Here is a 16,570-nt window from a genome sequence, read left to right as displayed (position 1 = left end):
AATTATACATATGAAAAATTTCCTTATACCAACGACTTTGGAAGAAGATACGATCAGCGCTGTAAAATCGGCTATTAATCAGGCAAGAAATACCAATTGCGAGATTATTTTAATGATGGTTTCAGATACTCCTGATACTTTTTCATCTTCACAATTTTTGCGCGAAATGAGAGTTAGTCTAACTTCAAGTCAGGAAGTAGTTCTTGAAACGTGCAGATATATTATAGAACATACTGCAAACTGCAAAATTAAAATTCACAATCAATACGGACTTTCAGCTCCAATATTTAAAGGAATCATTGAAGCTTTTGATGTGAAATTGATTGTTCTGACGCAATCTTATAAACAAGAAACAAAAAGAGTTCATCAATATTTGATGCAATTGGCCGGAAATCAAAAATGTCCGATTTTACATTTAGGAAACGAGCAATTTAAAGAAGATTTTAATAAAGCACTTTATATCGAGAATGCTAAAGGGAATATGCATGTTAAAGATATTCAGCAGTATTTAAGTGAAAATTTTTCATTTGAGATCGTAAGCCAGACTTCAAATTTTGATGATAACTACGAAGCATTCGCACCTTATTTATCAGAAGCTATTACAAAATACGACATCGATTTGTTAGTGGAAACACGTAAAAGCGAAAAAATCAAATTCAAAAAAAATAAAAAAGAAAATAGCAACGACAGATTAGGACTTCCTGTTTTATCGCTATATGAAGAATTAGCGTAAGCTATATCACTTCAAAACAAATACAAATTTAATTAAAAGCCGAAAATATGTTATTAAAGAAAAGAATTCCAATGAGGTACGTTCTCGGGAAAATTAAAGTAGAGTTGGCACTGGTAATGACTTACACTATTTTGTTTGAGATTTTTCATTACTATTTTATAAACCTTCCAGTAGATATTCCAATTGCAATTCCAACAATGATTGGAACCATTATATCCTTATTATTAGCTTTTAAATCAAATCAAGCCTATGACAGATGGTGGGAAGCCCGTATTGTGTGGGGTGCAATTGTAAACGATTCCAGAACCTTAATCCGTCAGGTACTGACATTTTATAAAGATCCTGATTTTTCTGTCGAAGCAAGTGAATTCAAAGAAAATTTTGCAAAAAGGCAAATTGCATGGTGTTATAGTTTAGGTCAGGCACTTCGAAATAAAGATGCTATAAAACCGCTTAAAGGTTTGGTTAGTGATGAAGAAATGAAATTTATTAAAAACCATCAAAATATTCCAAATGCGATTTTAATGCTGCACGCACGAGATCTTAGAAATGCTAAAAATGACAAAAGCATTAATATGTATCAGCAGGTAGAAATTGATAATACTTTATCAAGATTATGTGATCATATGGGTAAATGTGAAAGAATTAAAAATACCATTTTCCCAACAACATACAGCATGTATATCAGATTAACATTGTGTTTGTTTATTTTATTGTTGCCGTTTGGACTGACTAGTGTTTTGAGCTGGTTTGCTATCCCGTTGATTACAGCAATTGCCGCGGCTTTCTTTTTAATTGAAAGAATGGCAATTCACTTACAGGATCCGTTTGAAAACCGACCAACTGATACACCTGTTACTGCTATTGCCAATACAATTGAAAAAAATATAATGCAAATGCTTAATGAATATCAAAGTGAATTTGACATCATTAAAGAATTTGATCTTAAGCCTGAAACAAAAAAAGCGACAGAAGATGCTTATTTTGTTTTGTAATTAAATGTTGGAGTTAGATTAGTTGCAACCAGACAGCGTAATTGTTGTCTGGTTTTTATTTTTAAGAATGCAATAGTCTTCCTAAAGTTTTGATGGATTCCCGCAGTTCATTGCTCCAGGGCAAACCAAAACTCAAGCGCATGCAATTGGAGAATTGATCCTGAAATGAGAAAATTCGACCTGGCGCAATACTGATATTGTGTTTCATTGCCAGATGATAAAAAGCAACTGTATCAATATTTTTATCCAGTTCTATCCAAAGAAAAAAACCGCCTTGTGGCTGACTTACTTTTGTTCCTGTCGGAAAAGATTCTAAAACTGTATTAATATAATTATTGCAGTTATGGTTGAGAATTTGGCGAATTTTTCTAAGATGGTTTTCATAACGTCCATTTTTAAGAAAATCACCCACAACTTCATGTGTAATAGTAGGTGAGGAGAGTGTATGGTAAATTTTATTACGCAATATTTGTTTTTTAAATTTCCCCGGCGAAACCCAGCCCACGCGATAACCCGGAGCAAGAGTTTTAGATACGGAGCTGCAACAAAGCACTATGCCGCTTTCGTCATACGTTTTGCAATTAGTTGGCCGGCTGGAGCCAAAATATAAATCGCCGTGAATATCGTCTTCAATTAACGGAACATTGTAAAACTCCATCAATTTAACCACTTCTTTTTTATGTTCAACAGGCATCATGCTTCCGGACGGATTACTAAAATTACTCATCAGCAAACAAAGCTTTATCTTTTTTGTAGCAAGTGCTTTTTTTAAAGCCTCCAGTTCAATTCCTGTAGTCATATTTGTGGGCAATTCCATTATATACAAACCTAATGATTTTGCCAATTGCAAAATTCCAAAATACGCTGGGCTTTCTGTAATAATAGTATCTCCGGGTTTGGTCAAAGTCATCAAACAATGCGAAATAGCACTCGTACAGCCCGGCATTGTAATAATATCATTTTCGGTTAATGAACCGCCCCATGTAAAAGACCAACGTGCAATTTCCTTTCTCAAATTAATATTTCCCTGCACCTGTTCGTAACTTGTCCCGCTATTTGGAAGCTGACGTGTCGCCTGAATAATTCCTTTGTTTAATTTGGCAATAGGAAGAAGTTCATTTGACGGAAAGCCCATAGAAAGCATAGTGATATTTTGATCTGTCATATTACCATAAACCTGATCAATTAAATCTTCACGATCAATATTCACGCATTTTAAAACAGGACTGCTTGGCGAAGGTTCAGTAATAATCCTTGCCGACGTATTACTTACATAATAACCGGATTGTGGTCTTGATTCAATCAATGATCTGCTCTCCACCTCATAATAAGCTTTGCTTACTGTGCTCATGCTGTATCCCGTTTCGGCACATACTTCACGTATTGAAGGAAGTTTATCACCAACATTCAAAACACCTGACTTTATTTGCTTTTCGATTCGGTCAGCAAACTGCTGATATAAGTAATTTGAATTTTTCATAAAAAAAACTGTTATGGTGCAATTTACAAAAACTGTATCTGTATTGCTGTTTTATTTTTAAGAAATTTGCTTTATCAGAAATCAATCAAAAAAAGATTCAATGAAAACAACCAAATATTATATAGCAGCCATAACTTGTTTTGCAATCTGGGGATTTTTTAGTCTGGCTCTAAAGCCAATTCATGAATATCCATCTTTAGATATTTTATTTTACCGCGTATTTAGTTGCAGTATTTTGATGTTGCTTATTGTTTTTGCTTTTAAGAGAAAAAAAGTTGCAGAAACAGTTTCCATTTTCAAAGCGTTATCTACTTCAGAGAAGCGAAAAGCGATTTTATTGAATATTGGCGGAAGTGTTTTTCTAATGCTAAACTGGTTCACCTTTATTTATGTGATGAATCATATTAGTGTAAAAGCAACCTCGCTGGCGTATTTGGTTTGTCCTATTTTGACCACTTTATTGGCTTACTTCATTTTAAAAGAAAAATTGAGTAAAACACAGTGGATTTCTGTTGGTTTGAGTGTTTCCGGTTGTTTGTTATTGTCTTATACAGCAATCATGGATATGTTTTTCAGTATTATTATTGGTTTTACTTATGCTTGTTATTTAGTAAGTCAGCGTGTGAATAAAGGTTTTGATAAGTTTATTATTTTAACTTTTCATATTACATTGGCAGCCTTATTTTTATTGCCGTTTTATCCGGTATACAGTGGGCCAGTTCCAACCGAATTTAAGTTTTATTTCTGTATTGAAACCATTGCGGTTTTGTTTACAATATTTCCTTTGTTCCTGAATCTTTATGCACTTTCAGGCATCAATTCATCAACTGTTGGAATGCTTTTAAATATCAATCCGATGATTGCTTTTTGTTTGGCAAACTTTGTTTATCACGAAAAAATTAGCGCTTTACAAATCGCAGCTTACAGTATCATTTTTATAGCAGTTATCGTTTTTAATTCGCATCATCTTTTTGCATTAAAACAAAAATATATCCTGTCGTCTAAAGATTCTATTTAAATGTAATTGACATACTTTTTATTGGTTTAAAAATAAATTACCAGAATCTTAACAGGATGTTAAAGCAGGAATGAGTATTTTCATTCCTGCTTTTTTATTTGGTAAAATAGGAAGCAAATTGCCAGGAATTTCACGAATAATTTGAATTTTTAAAATTAATTAATTCGTGAAAATTACTGAAATTCGTGGCAACATTTTTTTAATTCTATTTCTAAATCGATTCTATATTTTATGAAAAATACCAAACTTCAAGCCTTTTTACCGTTGTTTTATTTAGTATGGTCTGATGATTTGCTGACTCAAAAAGAGTTTGCAACTATTCAACAGTTTATAAATGATTTGACTTGGCTTTCGCCCGAAGAAAAACAGCAGTTGCTTTCTAAAGTTGACATTTCAAATCCGCCTTCACGAAATGAACTCACACAATGGAAAGCGGATATAGAGAAAAGTATTCAGGATAAATCTTCCATAAAATCTATTTTTGATATTGCCGTCGCACTTTCTGAAAAAGATGTAGATATTTCGACGGTAAAACCTGAGTTTATAAAACTTGAAAATGATCTTGGAATTTTAGGTGAGGAAGTAATTCAGAACTTTAAAACCAAAGCAGATTCTTTTACAGCCAATTCTCAAACGATTTCTAATTTTGATATTCAGAAAATAACCGAACTTTTGGATGGAAAAGAAGCTGCAATTATCAAAAGAGTAAAATCGGTAATTTCAAGACCTGAATTCGCTTATGAAACTTCAACAGACATTAATGTGTACCGCCAAACGGTGTATAATTGGTGTAAAATTTTAGCCGATGAAAATCTCGGAAATATGGCGTATCCAAAACAATATGGTGGAGGAGAAAACATAGCCGATTATTTTGCGATTATGGAAACCTTAAGTTATCACGATTTAAGTTTGGTGATAAAATTTGGTGTTCAGTTTGGTCTTTGGGGAATGAGTGTACAATCACTTGGAACTGAAAAACATTATGCTAAATACTTAAAAGATATTGGCTCGCTGAAAATTCCGGGTTGTTTTGCGATGACCGAAACACATCATGGTTCCAACGTAAAAGGGTTAGAAACTACTGCAACGTACAATCATAACGAGCAAACTTTTACGATTCATACGCCCAATAAAAATGCCCAAAAAGAATATATTGGAAACGCCGCAGTTCACGGACAAATGGCAACCGTTTTCGCTAAATTAATAATTGATGATCATGATTATGGTGTAAATGCTTTCGTAGTTCCGTTACGCGATACAAACGGAAATGTGTTAAACGGCATTACCATTGGCGATTGTGGACATAAAATGGGGCTAAATGGCGTTGATAACGGAACAATTTCGTTTGATAATGTTGTTATTCCGAAAGGAAATATGCTGGATCGTTTTGCTTCTGTAAATGATAAAGGAGAATTCGAAAGTCCGATTCCAAGTGATAACAGAAGATTCTTTACCATGCTTGGGACTTTGGTTGGAGGCCGAATCGGGATTCCGCGTTCCGCTCTGGCAGCAGCCAAATCAGGATTGACAATTGCCATTCGTTATAGTGATCAAAGAAGGCAATTTGGTCCCGAAGGAGGATCAGAAGTTCCGATTTTAAATTACAGAATGCATCAGCGAAGACTGCTTCCAGCATTGGCAAAAACATATGCGGTTCATTTTGCATTACAATATCTGACCAGTAGATTTTTGAATAGAACCGAAGATGAAATGCAGGAAATCGAAGCTTTGGCAGCCGGAATGAAATCTTATTCTACTTGGAGTACAAGAGATATTTTGCAGGAATGTCGTGAAGCCTGTGGCGGAAAAGGATATTTATCTGAAAACCGAATTGATGATTTAAAAAATGACACTGAAATTTATACCACTTTTGAAGGTGATAATACCGTTTTGATGCAATTGGTAGCCAAAAATCGTTTATCAGAATTCAGAAAAGCGTTTGGTGAAATGGGTTCGTTAGGAATCATCAATTATGTATATGAAAATGCAAAAGTGGCTATTACCGAAAAAAATCCGATAGCAACCCGCAGAACTGATGATGAACATTTACTAGACGATCAATTTCATTTACAGGCTTTTATCCACAGAGAAAAAACAATTTTAGCCTCTACAGCGCAACGTATTAAAAAATTAGTTGATGGAGGTTTAGAACCTTATGATGCTTTTAATGTGGTTCAACACCAAATGATCGATGTCGCACAGGCATATCTGGAACGAATAGTTTTAGAACAATTTCAGGCGGCGATTAAAACAGTTCAGGATGAAAAATCAAAAGAAATTTTGACCAAACTGAATCAGCTATATGCACTTTCGCAATTAGAAAAAAACAAAGGCTGGTATCTTGAAGATGGTTATATGGAAGCGGTGAAAACCAAAGCAATCCGTAAAATGGTCAACCAGCTTTGTTGGGATATTCGTCCCGATGCCGTTGCATTAGTAAATGCTTTTGATATTCCGGAAAGTTGTTTGGCAGCACCAATTGCTGTTAATTGAGAGTAAAGAGTAAAGAGTAAAGAGTAAAGAGTAAAGAAAGTAGATCTCGGCTTTGTCAAAGTTTTAAACTTTGACAAAGCTTTTTTTTGCCACAATGTATACGCATTTTTGTCATCCCGAGGAACGAGGGATCACACTCGAAACTCGACAAAGATTAAAGTCTCGCTTTATAGAGCGACTAGTTCTTCTGATAATAATATGGTATTTGTTTAGAAGAACGAGTATAAAATTTATAACAAAAAGACGTTGTAATAATTCTGCTTATAGCTAATAAGTCGAATTTTACCTATTTTGTTTTAAAATTTTAGGATTTTAAAAATTATATTTGTGGATATTATTTATCTTATTTAGTTTGAAAAATTATTTGTTATTTCTTTTATTGGTTCTTTTAGGTAACCCGGTTCATGCATCAGATAGTACAGATACTATTTTGGATAAGCTGAATGATGCCTTAAGAAATAAACAACGCTATGTTCAGCTGAAAGAAGAACGAATTTTAAACTTCAAAAAAATTAAATCAGACGATTTAACAAAAGAGCAGGAGTACAACTACAACAAAACATTATATACAGAATATCAAAAATTCAATTCAGATTCGGCTATTTTCTATGTCAAAAAGAATCTAAAACTTGCCGACGAACTTCAAAATAAGAATTTATCGAATTTAGCAAAAATACAATTAGTAACACTTTATTCCTCTTCAGGAAAATACCGGGAATCTGAAGTCCTTATTAAAAGCATTGACAAAAAAACATTGTCAAAAGCATTACTTCCCAATTATTATGTAGCCTATCGTGAGTTTTATGAACATTATGCCGCCAATAGTTATAGTGTTGAATACATGCAGCAAATTCAGAAATATCGGGATTCTCTTTTGATGGTATTAGATCCTGGCACACTAAATTATAAAATCAACAAAATTCAACGAAGCATGTACTTTAAAATGAGTGCAGCTGAGAAACAATTAAAGAGTTTACTTGAAAACATCAAAGAAGATAATCCGCAATACGCGATGATTACCTATCTTTTAGGAAGTATTTATGAAAAATCTCATCAATTAGAATTACGAAAAAAATACTACGCACTTTCTGCTACATCCGATTTAAAAAATGCGAATAAAGATAATGCTTCTCTTCAGGAACTAGCTTTGGTTTTTTATGAAATTGGCGATGTCGATATGGCATACAAATTAACACAATCAGCGATTGAAGATGCACTTTATTGTAATGTACAATTTCGTACGCTTTTGATGTCAGAAGTTTATTCGATTATAAACACCGTTTACTTAGAAAAAGAAGCAAAACGTAAAACAGAGCTTCAACTTTATCTTTTATGCATTAGTTTGTTATCGGCATTTTTGATTGTAGCTGTAATTTACGTTTACAAACAAATGAAAAAGGTATCCAGAATTCGCGGGGAACTTTATGAAACCAGTCAAAAATTAGCCGAATTAAACAAAGATATTACCGAAACTAACAATCAGTTACAAGAGCGTAACGCACAGTTATCAGAATCAAATCACATTAAAGAAGAATATATTGCACATTTCTTTAGTCTTTGCTCGGCTTACATTAATAAATTAGAAAACTACCGCATTATTTTAAACAAAAAAGCGACAGCAAAACAATTTGATGAAATTTATAGAATGCTTAAATCAACAACTTTGGTTGATAATGAGCTGGAAGAATTATACAAGAATTTTGATATTATCTTTCTAAATCTATATCCAACTTTTGTAAAAGATTTTAATGAGTTGATTATTAAAGAAGAACAGTTTGTTTTGAAACAAGGCGAATTACTAAATACTGAACTTCGCATTTTTGCACTTATCCGACTTGGGATTACCGACAGCGTTAAAATTGCCGCTTTTCTTCGTTATTCTTTAAGCACTATTTATAACTATCGTACCAGAGCCCGAAATAAAGCGGCAGTTTCCCGAAATGACTTTGAAGAAATGGTCATGAAAATCGGTTTAATTTCATTGAAAATGTAATGATTTATTTTAAATCCACTACTTTTTTTATCTCTTAAAAAATATCAAATATCTAATAATCATTATTTTAATTTTTTATTTCACTACTTTTTTCCGTTTAAAATTCTAACACGAACTATAACGTTTTAGCTTTACAATATTATTATAAGGTACTTTTGACTAAAAGTCCCTGCTTGTAAATTAAATGCTTTAATAAATTATATAGTTATGTTTAAAAACGTTAAAACTCTTCTTGTTCTATTGATGCTGAGTTCGTTTGGGATGAATGCCCAAAACAATGTTCCTGTTTATCTGGATGATAAAAAGCCAATTAATGAACGTGTAGAAGATGCACTTGCAAAAATGACAACTGCAGAAAAAATCGCCATGATTCATGCGCAGTCTAAATTCAGTTCACCAGGTGTACAGCGTCTCGGAATTCCGGAAAACTGGATGACCGACGGGCCACACGGAATTCGTACAGAAGTTAAATGGGATGAGTGGGACCAGGCAGGCTGGACAAATGATTCTTGTATTGCATTTCCGGCGTTAACAACACTTTCTGCAACATGGAACAAAGAATTGGCTTCTTTATACGGAAAATCAATTGGAGAAGAAGCACGTTACCGTAACAAAAATGTACTATTAGGACCTGGAGTAAATATCTACAGAACGCCATTAAACGGTCGTAATTTCGAATATATGGGAGAGGATCCTTTCTTAACTTCAAAAATGGTGGTTCCTTATATTAAAGGAGTTCAATCGAATGGAGTCGCTGCCTGCGTTAAACATTTCGCTTTAAACAATCAGGAAACAAACCGTAATACTGTAAACGTAGTTGTAGATGATCGTGCTTTATATGAAATTTACTTGCCGGCTTTTAAAGCGGCTGTACAAGAGGGAGATGCCTGGGCAATTATGGGATCTTACAACAAATACAAAGGACAGCAATGTTGCCACAATGAGTTTTTGTTAAACGATATTCTTCGTGGAGAATGGGGTTTCAAAGGTGTTGTAATCTCAGATTGGGGTGGTGTTCATGATACCAAACAGGCGATTCATAATGGTTTGGATATGGAATTTGGTTCCTGGACCAACGGACTTTCATGGGGAACAAGTAATGCTTATGACAACTATTATTTGGCAAAACCCTATTCAGAAATGATTAGAAAAGGAGAGATTGGAACTAAAGAGTTAGACGAAAAAGTACGTCGTATTTTACGTTTATCTTTCTTGACAACTATGAATAAAAACAGACCTTTTGGATCTTTTGGAACTGAAGAACATGCTAAAGCAGGTTTAAAAATTGCTGAAGAAGGAATTGTATTACTTCAAAATAACAACAACATTTTGCCAATCAATCTTTCTAAAACTAAAAAGATTGCAGTTATTGGAGAAAATGCCATTAAAATGATGACTGTTGGTGGAGGAAGTTCTTCATTGAAAGCAAGATATGAAATTACACCGCTTGAAGGATTAAAAAAGAGAATTGGAAATCAGGCTGAGATTGTTTACGCTCGCGGTTATGTTGGAGACCCAACAAGTAATTATAATGGAGTTATTGCAAAAGTAAGTTTAGAAGAAAAACGTTCTCCGGCAGAATTAACCGCAGAAGCTTTAAAAGTGGCTAAAGATGCTGATATTGTGCTGTTTATTGGAGGCTTGAACAAAAGTCCAAATCAGGATGATGAAGGCCACGACCGTAAAGGATTAGAGCTTTCATACGGTCAGGATAAATTGATTTCTGAGTTAGTGAAAGTAAATAAAAATCTGGTTTATGTAAATATTTCAGGAAATGCTGTGGCAATGCCGTGGGTAAAAGAAGTTCCGGGAATTGTACAAGGATGGTTTTTAGGTACAGAGGCCGGAAATGCTTTGGCGGCAGTTTTAGTTGGAGATGTAAATCCTTCCGGAAAATTGACTTTTACTTTCCCCGTAAAATTATCTGATAACGGAGCGCACGCTTTAGGAGATTTTCCTGGAGGAGAAGATGTAACTTACAAAGAAAGCATTTTTGTGGGTTACCGTTGGGCTGACAAACAAAAAATTAAACCGTTATTCTCTTTTGGGCACGGGTTAAGTTACACCACTTTTGAATACGGAAAAGTGACTGCAGATAAAAAACAAATGTCGGCTGGAGATCAAATTACATTTTCTGTAAAAGTAAAAAATACAGGAAACAGAGAAGGTTCTGAAGTAGTGCAGCTTTATATCAGCGATTTAAAATCTTCTTTGATCCGACCAATTAAGGAATTAAAAGGCTTTGAAAAAGTTTCACTAAAAGCAGGAGAAGAGAAGACGGTAACTTTTACTGTTGATAAAACTGCTTTGAGTTTCTTCGACGACAAAAAACACGAATGGGTTGCTGAACCGGGAGCTTTTGAAGCCATTATCGGGGCATCATCTACAGATATAAAATCTAAAGTGAATTTTTCACTTCAATAATTTCATTAATTTTCTAAATTGGTTGGTTGTAGGGCTGCAATGGTAAAATGTTGCAGCTTTTCTTTTTGATTTTTTACCAATTAAGTTAATTAAGCTTTGTGTTTTAAAAAATATAGATTAAGAAAGTAAAGTTCAACGAGCTTAAACTTAATTTTTCTTAATCTCTTAATGGTTCAAAAAATAAATAAAATGTTTACTGTTAAAAAAATAAATGACATGAAAAATATTCTACTTTGTGTTATCACTTTATTTGTAGCACAAAATCTTTCCGCGCAAAGCCTGAATAAAATGCAATGGTTTAATGAGCCTGAAAAATGGGAAATTAAAAACAATGCTTTGATTATGAATGTAACCGCGAGCAGCGATTATTGGCGTATTTCGCATTACGGGTTTACCGTTGATGATGCACCATTTTATTACGCGACTTACGGCGGAGAATTTGAAGCCAAAGTAAAAATAACAGGCAATTACATCGCCCGTTTTGATCAAATGGGATTAATGATTCGCATTGACGAAAAAAACTACATTAAAACCGGAGTCGAATTTGTGGACGGAAAATTTAATATCAGCACCGTTGTAACGCATGATAAAAGCGATTGGAGCGTAACAACACTAGACAAAGCACCGCCCTTTGTCTGGATCAAAGTAGTAAGAAGATTAGATGCTGTTGAAGTGTTTTTCTCTTATGACGATAAAAATTATATCCTGACCAGAAACGCGCCGTTGCAAGACAATACGCCAGTAATGGTTGGTTTGATGGCCGCATCACCAGACGGAAAAGGTTTTGAAGCTAAATTTGAAAATTTTAAAGTAACACATTTACCGGATCAAAGGAGACTGGAGTGGCTTAAGAATCATCAGGAATAGATTACTTAGATAATTGAGTCAATTAGAAAATTAGATAATTATGTAGTTTTGCTTAAACCTTGTGATCTCTTATGTTTGCAGGTAATTTTATCGTAAAGATCGCAAAGTATTTTTTTTGCTGTGTTTACAATTGGCTTTAAGTAAGTTCGCAAAGCTTTGTGTAGCGATCTTTGCATAAACCCTTTGCGAACTTTGCGGTAAAATAAGTTTTCAATTAACCATTAATAACTAACTATTAACTAACCATTAACCATTTTTTATGAGTTCAACTTCTATTGATATTCAGCCCAAAAAACATTATGAAATTCTGGACGGTCTGCGTGGAGTAGCCGCAATTTTAGTTGTTGCTTTTCATATTTTCGAAGCGCATAACGGCGGAAGCAGATTTAAACAAATTATCAATCACGGTTATTTAGCTGTTGATTTCTTTTTTCTTTTATCGGGCTTTGTTGTGGCTTATGCTTATGACGATCGCTGGGCAAAAATGACACAATGGGAGTTTTACAAACGACGTTTGATTCGTTTGCAGCCCATGGTCATTATGGGAATGATTATTGGCGCCATATTCTACTATTTTCAGGCTTCGGATATTTTGTTTCCGCAGATTGCCGGAATGCCAGTCTGGAAATTGATTTTAACCATGATTATTGGATTTACATTGCTTCCAGTTCCGCCCTCGATGGAAATTAGGGGATGGGGAGAAATGCATCCGCTTGACGGGCCGGCATGGTCGCTTTTCTTCGAATACATAGCCAATATTTTATACGCTGTCTTATTTCGTAAATTCTCGAATAAAGTCATGACCGTTTTTGTATTGATATTCGCCGGTCTGCTGATCAATTATACTGTTTTTGGACCAAAAGGAGATGTGATTGGTGGTTGGTCCTTAAATTTGGAACAGATGAACGTTGGTTTTACCCGTTTGTTATATCCGTTTTTTGCCGGCGTTTTACTTTCTCGTTTAGGAAAACTAATTCACATCAAAGGCGCTTTCTGGGTTTGTAGTTTAATGATTTCAGCAGTGCTAATCATACCAAGAATTGGAGATGAAAACAGCTTATGGATGAACGGTTTGTATGAATCTTTCTGTATTATTTTAGTATTTCCTCTTATTGTGGCAATTGGAGCGGGCGGTGAAATTAAAAGTGCTTTTTCTGCTAAAATATGCAAGCTTTTAGGAGATATTTCCTATCCCATTTATATCACACATTACCCACTTATTTATTGGTATTTTGCCTGGGTTGTCGATAATAAAATAGCATTGGAAGATGGTTACGTTGTAGGGATAGGTGTTTTAATTACCAGCATTGTAATTGCGTATTTATGCCTGAAATTATACGATGAACCTGTTAGAAATTGGCTTCAAAAGAAATTTCAAAGAAGAAGCAAAGTGGCATAGGAACAAAGGTTCATAGGCTAAAACCTTTGTTCCTTTGTACCTCTGCAACTAATTTAAAAAGATTGAATTTCTAATTTTGTTAGTTATTAGCTATTCAAAAAAGGGATGAAACATAATTTGTTTCATCCCTTTTATTTTTACCAAAGATTAAAATGATTTAAAATCAGCGTTAACAGTATAAATCCGTTCAATCCGCGGGCAATTTATGATTGAAAGGCGGAAAGAAAAACCTTTGTCCCTTTGCACCTTTGCATCTCTGTGCCTTAAAAAAGACTTATTCTAAAACCAATTGTCCCAAAGCTTCTTTACTAAAACCTTTCAACTCAGCTGTTTTTCCGGCTTTGATTTTCGCAACCCAATTCGGGTCGGATAAAAGAGGTCTTCCAACGGCAACCAAATCAAAATCGCCTCTGTCGAAACGTCTGTTTAATTCTTCTAAAGATGTTGGTTCTGAACTTTCTCCGGCAAATGCTCCGAAGAAATCGCCTGAAAGTCCAACAGAACCTACTGTAATAGTTGGTGCTCCGGTAACTTTTTTAGCCCATCCTGCAAAATTCAAATCAGATTCTTCGAATTCAGGTTCCCAGAAACGACGTTGAGAACAGTGTAAAATATCAACACCGGCGTCAACGAGAGGCGTAAGCCATGCTTCTAATTCCTGTGGATTTTTAGCCAGTTTATAATTGTAATCAGAAGGTTTAAATTGAGAAAAACGCATAATAACAGCGAAATCGTCACCTACTTGTTTTCTTACTTCTTTTACGACTTCAATGGCAAAACGATTACGTTCCGGCAATGTTTTTCCACCATAAATATCAGTACGTAAATTCGTTTCAGCTCTAAAGAACTGGTCGATCAAATAACCGTGCGCGCCGTGAATTTCAACGGTATCAAAACCTAATTTTTTGGCATCGGCAGCCGCTTGACCGAAAGCAAGAATGGTATCTTCGATATCTTTCTCAGTCATGGCGATTCCATTTCTAAAATCAGGTCGGTTTAAACCAGATGGACCTTCAAAAGGAACTGGCGGAATCCATCCGGAATGATGGTTGTCCATAATTCCCATGTGCCAGATTTGTGGGCCCATTTTTCCACCGGCAGCATGAACTTCATCAATAACTTTTTTCCATCCTTTTAAAGCTGCCTCTCCATGAAAATGAGGTACATTGGCATCATTTGATGATGAAGGTCTGTTGATTACAGTTCCTTCAGATAAGATTAATCCAACTTCCCCTTCAGCTCTTTTTTGGTAGTAAGAAGCTACTTCATCAGTTGGAATTCCGTTTGGCGAAAATGAGCGCGTCATGGGCGCCATTACGATTCTATTTTTAAGATTTAACGTTTTTAAGTTAAATGCCGAAAACAGGTTGTTTGTACTCATAGTAATTTACAAATTAGTTTGAATTAATTTACTGAGTGCTTCAAAGGCACCTTCGTTGCGTTTGTAGTAAGTCCATTGTCCGACGCGTTTGGCCTCAATAAAACCGGCACGTTGTAAAATCGACAGGTATTCAGAAACAGTAGATTGCGTCAGGCCTGCCTTGGCTTGTATTTGACCAACACAAACTCCATGTTCAAATCCTGCATGCTGGAGTTGTTCCGGGAAGTGTATTTCGGGTTCTTTTAACCATTCCAGCATTTGTAATCTGGATTTGTTCGACAGTGCCTTAAAGATTTCTATTTGTTCCATGGTGCAAATATATCGACTTTTCCCGATATGTCAATTAAAAGAAAAATATTTAGGAAAATTTTATGAAGAAGATAATGATTATAAAATGCAATTGATTGTCAAAATATATTCAAAGAAGTATTTATATTTGCTAATGTATTAATCTCGCAAAGTCGCAGAGACACAAAGTTATGCGCAATCTTGTCATTTCGACGAAGGAGAAATCACACTAAAAACTCCACAAAGAAAATCAACAATCTTTGTCGATCAGCACATGTGATTTCTCCTTCGTCGAAATGACAAAAATGAGACTTTGCGAGATTAAAAAAGCCCAATAAACTCAATAAAACTTAACCAATTATGAAAAAAACTTTACTTATTTTGGCATTCTTATGCTCTGTTCTAAACTCAAATGCACAAGTTGTTGGTCTTGAAGTAGGGGATATTGCTCCTGAAATCGATCTTCCAGATACAAAAGGAATTAATGTAGCCTTAACTTCCTTAAGGGGAGATTTGGTTTTAATTGACTTTTGGGCGTCATGGTGTGGACCATGCACAAAGGAACATCCGGAATTAATAAAATTATATAATACTTATCCGGGTAAATTATCCATTTACAGTGTTTCAATGGATACCAAAAAGCCACTTTGGTTAGGAGCTATTGCTAAACAAAAACTCCCATGGATACAAGTAAGTGATCTTAAATATTGGAAATCTCCTGCTGCCGTAGATTATATGCTACAATCTGTACCGTTAAACTTTTTAATAGATAAAAACGGAATTATTCTGGCCAAAAATATTCATGGAAGTGCTTTGAATGAAATGGTGAAGAGTATATTGGCGCCACAGCAAAACTAGAAAGGAAATTACAATTAAATGGTATCAAAACTCAGTTTATCAGAATTCCGTGAAAGATTAAAAAACAATACTGAAATTGGTTCTCCAAAATTAAAATTGAGCCCATTTGGTATAGCTAATGGTTTTACTGGAACAAAACCTTTTTATGGACTTTTTGATGATAAAAGCTTTCGATTAACATTAAATTCAGCAGTATCTCCATCATTTTATATTATAAAAGGAAAATATAAAATAACCAATAATCAACTCAAAGTAGATTATATTATGGAGCCAGGCAATCAATTTCAGTTAATTTGGGCAAGATATTCTCCAATAATTCTTATACTGGCAATCAATATATTTTTCCTCTTTTTTGCAAGAGGACTCAGAAGAGCGTCTACAATAGTTAATTTATTTTTACTTTTCATGGCTTTTTATTCACGATGGAATGAAGAGAGAAAAAGGAAAAAATTAGAGGAAAAGTTTATAAGTATTTTTGAAATTAGATAACGAATTAATTTTACAGCAAAGCTGGTTAATTTTAACGCAAAGCATTTTTTTCCGGTGTGCTTGTAGTTGACTTTATTAAGTTCAAGCTATATGTGATTAACCTTTGCGAACTTTGCGTAATCCCTTTGCGAACTTTGTGGTTAAAATACACA

At 34.5% G+C, this 16,570-nt stretch carries 13 protein-coding genes; 10 read left to right on the top strand and 3 right to left on the bottom strand.

Features of this window, described 5'->3' with window-relative positions:
• Nucleotides 1-10 precede the first annotated feature (10 nt).
• Both ASC72_RS00710 and ASC72_RS00705 read left to right on the top strand, forming a co-directional pair.
• A complete protein-coding gene (locus ASC72_RS00710) occupies nt 11-733 on the top strand; it encodes a hypothetical protein (protein ID WP_056185220.1) in 723 nt (240 codons plus the stop codon).
• Between the two features lie 47 nt (nt 734-780).
• The gene (locus ASC72_RS00705; RefSeq protein ID WP_056185217.1) at nt 781-1,728 is read left to right on the top strand and encodes a bestrophin family protein; all 948 of its coding nucleotides are present in this window, start codon (nt 781-783) and stop codon (nt 1,726-1,728) included.
• Nucleotides 1,729-1,789: 61 nt separating this feature from the next.
• Here the strand turns inward: ASC72_RS00705 and ASC72_RS00700 are convergent, their stop codons facing one another.
• Entirely contained in the window at nt 1,790-3,208 is a 1,419-nt protein-coding gene (locus ASC72_RS00700) for a PLP-dependent aminotransferase family protein (protein WP_056185214.1), read from the bottom strand.
• Nucleotides 3,209-3,308: 100 nt separating this feature from the next.
• Here ASC72_RS00700 and ASC72_RS00695 point away from each other — a divergent pair, with 100 nt between their 5' ends.
• The 6 genes from ASC72_RS00695 (at nt 3,309) to ASC72_RS00670 (ending at nt 13,402) form a co-directional block, all read left to right on the top strand.
• Nucleotides 3,309-4,226, top strand: coding sequence for an EamA family transporter (locus ASC72_RS00695; RefSeq protein ID WP_056185211.1), 918 nt, complete (start codon nt 3,309-3,311; stop codon nt 4,224-4,226).
• 231 nt (nt 4,227-4,457) lie between these two features.
• Nucleotides 4,458-6,719 (top strand): acyl-CoA dehydrogenase, encoded by a 2,262-nt coding sequence (locus ASC72_RS00690; RefSeq protein ID WP_056185209.1) that lies wholly within the window; start codon nt 4,458-4,460, stop codon nt 6,717-6,719.
• A gap of 352 nt (nt 6,720-7,071) precedes the next feature.
• Nucleotides 7,072-8,712, top strand: a complete 1,641-nt coding sequence (locus tag ASC72_RS00685) for a DUF6377 domain-containing protein (RefSeq protein WP_056185205.1) — start codon at nt 7,072-7,074, stop codon at nt 8,710-8,712.
• Between the two features lie 207 nt (nt 8,713-8,919).
• Nucleotides 8,920-11,136 carry a glycoside hydrolase family 3 C-terminal domain-containing protein gene (locus ASC72_RS00680; RefSeq protein ID WP_056185202.1) on the top strand — a complete coding sequence of 739 codons (2,217 nt, stop codon included), beginning with the start codon at nt 8,920-8,922 and terminating at the stop codon, nt 11,134-11,136.
• A 216-nt stretch (nt 11,137-11,352) separates the two neighbouring features.
• On the top strand, nt 11,353-12,003 hold the full coding sequence (locus ASC72_RS00675) for a DUF1349 domain-containing protein (protein ID WP_056186820.1): 651 nt from the start codon (nt 11,353-11,355) through the stop codon (nt 12,001-12,003).
• 259 nt (nt 12,004-12,262) lie between these two features.
• A complete protein-coding gene (locus ASC72_RS00670; RefSeq protein WP_056185199.1) occupies nt 12,263-13,402 on the top strand; it encodes an acyltransferase in 1,140 nt (379 codons plus the stop codon).
• A 274-nt stretch (nt 13,403-13,676) separates the two neighbouring features.
• Here the strand turns inward: ASC72_RS00670 and ASC72_RS00665 are convergent, their stop codons facing one another.
• Together ASC72_RS00665 and ASC72_RS00660 are read right to left on the bottom strand one after the other, a co-directional pair.
• On the bottom strand, nt 13,677-14,783 hold the full coding sequence (locus ASC72_RS00665) for an NADH:flavin oxidoreductase (protein ID WP_056185197.1): 1,107 nt from the start codon (nt 14,781-14,783) through the stop codon (nt 13,677-13,679).
• A gap of 6 nt (nt 14,784-14,789) precedes the next feature.
• Nucleotides 14,790-15,092, bottom strand: coding sequence for a helix-turn-helix transcriptional regulator (locus ASC72_RS00660; RefSeq protein WP_056185193.1), 303 nt, complete (start codon nt 15,090-15,092; stop codon nt 14,790-14,792).
• 339 nt (nt 15,093-15,431) lie between these two features.
• Here ASC72_RS00660 and ASC72_RS00655 point away from each other — a divergent pair, with 339 nt between their 5' ends.
• Nucleotides 15,432-15,929: a TlpA disulfide reductase family protein gene (locus ASC72_RS00655; protein WP_056185190.1), complete on the top strand. Its 498-nt coding sequence runs from the start codon at nt 15,432-15,434 to the stop codon at nt 15,927-15,929.
• A gap of 18 nt (nt 15,930-15,947) precedes the next feature.
• Complete coding sequence (locus ASC72_RS00650) at nt 15,948-16,418, top strand: hypothetical protein (protein ID WP_056185186.1); 471 nt, start codon at nt 15,948-15,950, stop codon at nt 16,416-16,418.
• Nucleotides 16,419-16,570: the final 152 nt, after the last annotated feature.

This window comes from Flavobacterium sp. Root420 (assembly GCF_001427905.1).
GTDB lineage: Bacteria > Bacteroidota > Bacteroidia > Flavobacteriales > Flavobacteriaceae > Flavobacterium.
This window is presented reverse-complemented; position numbering and strand designations above follow the sequence as displayed.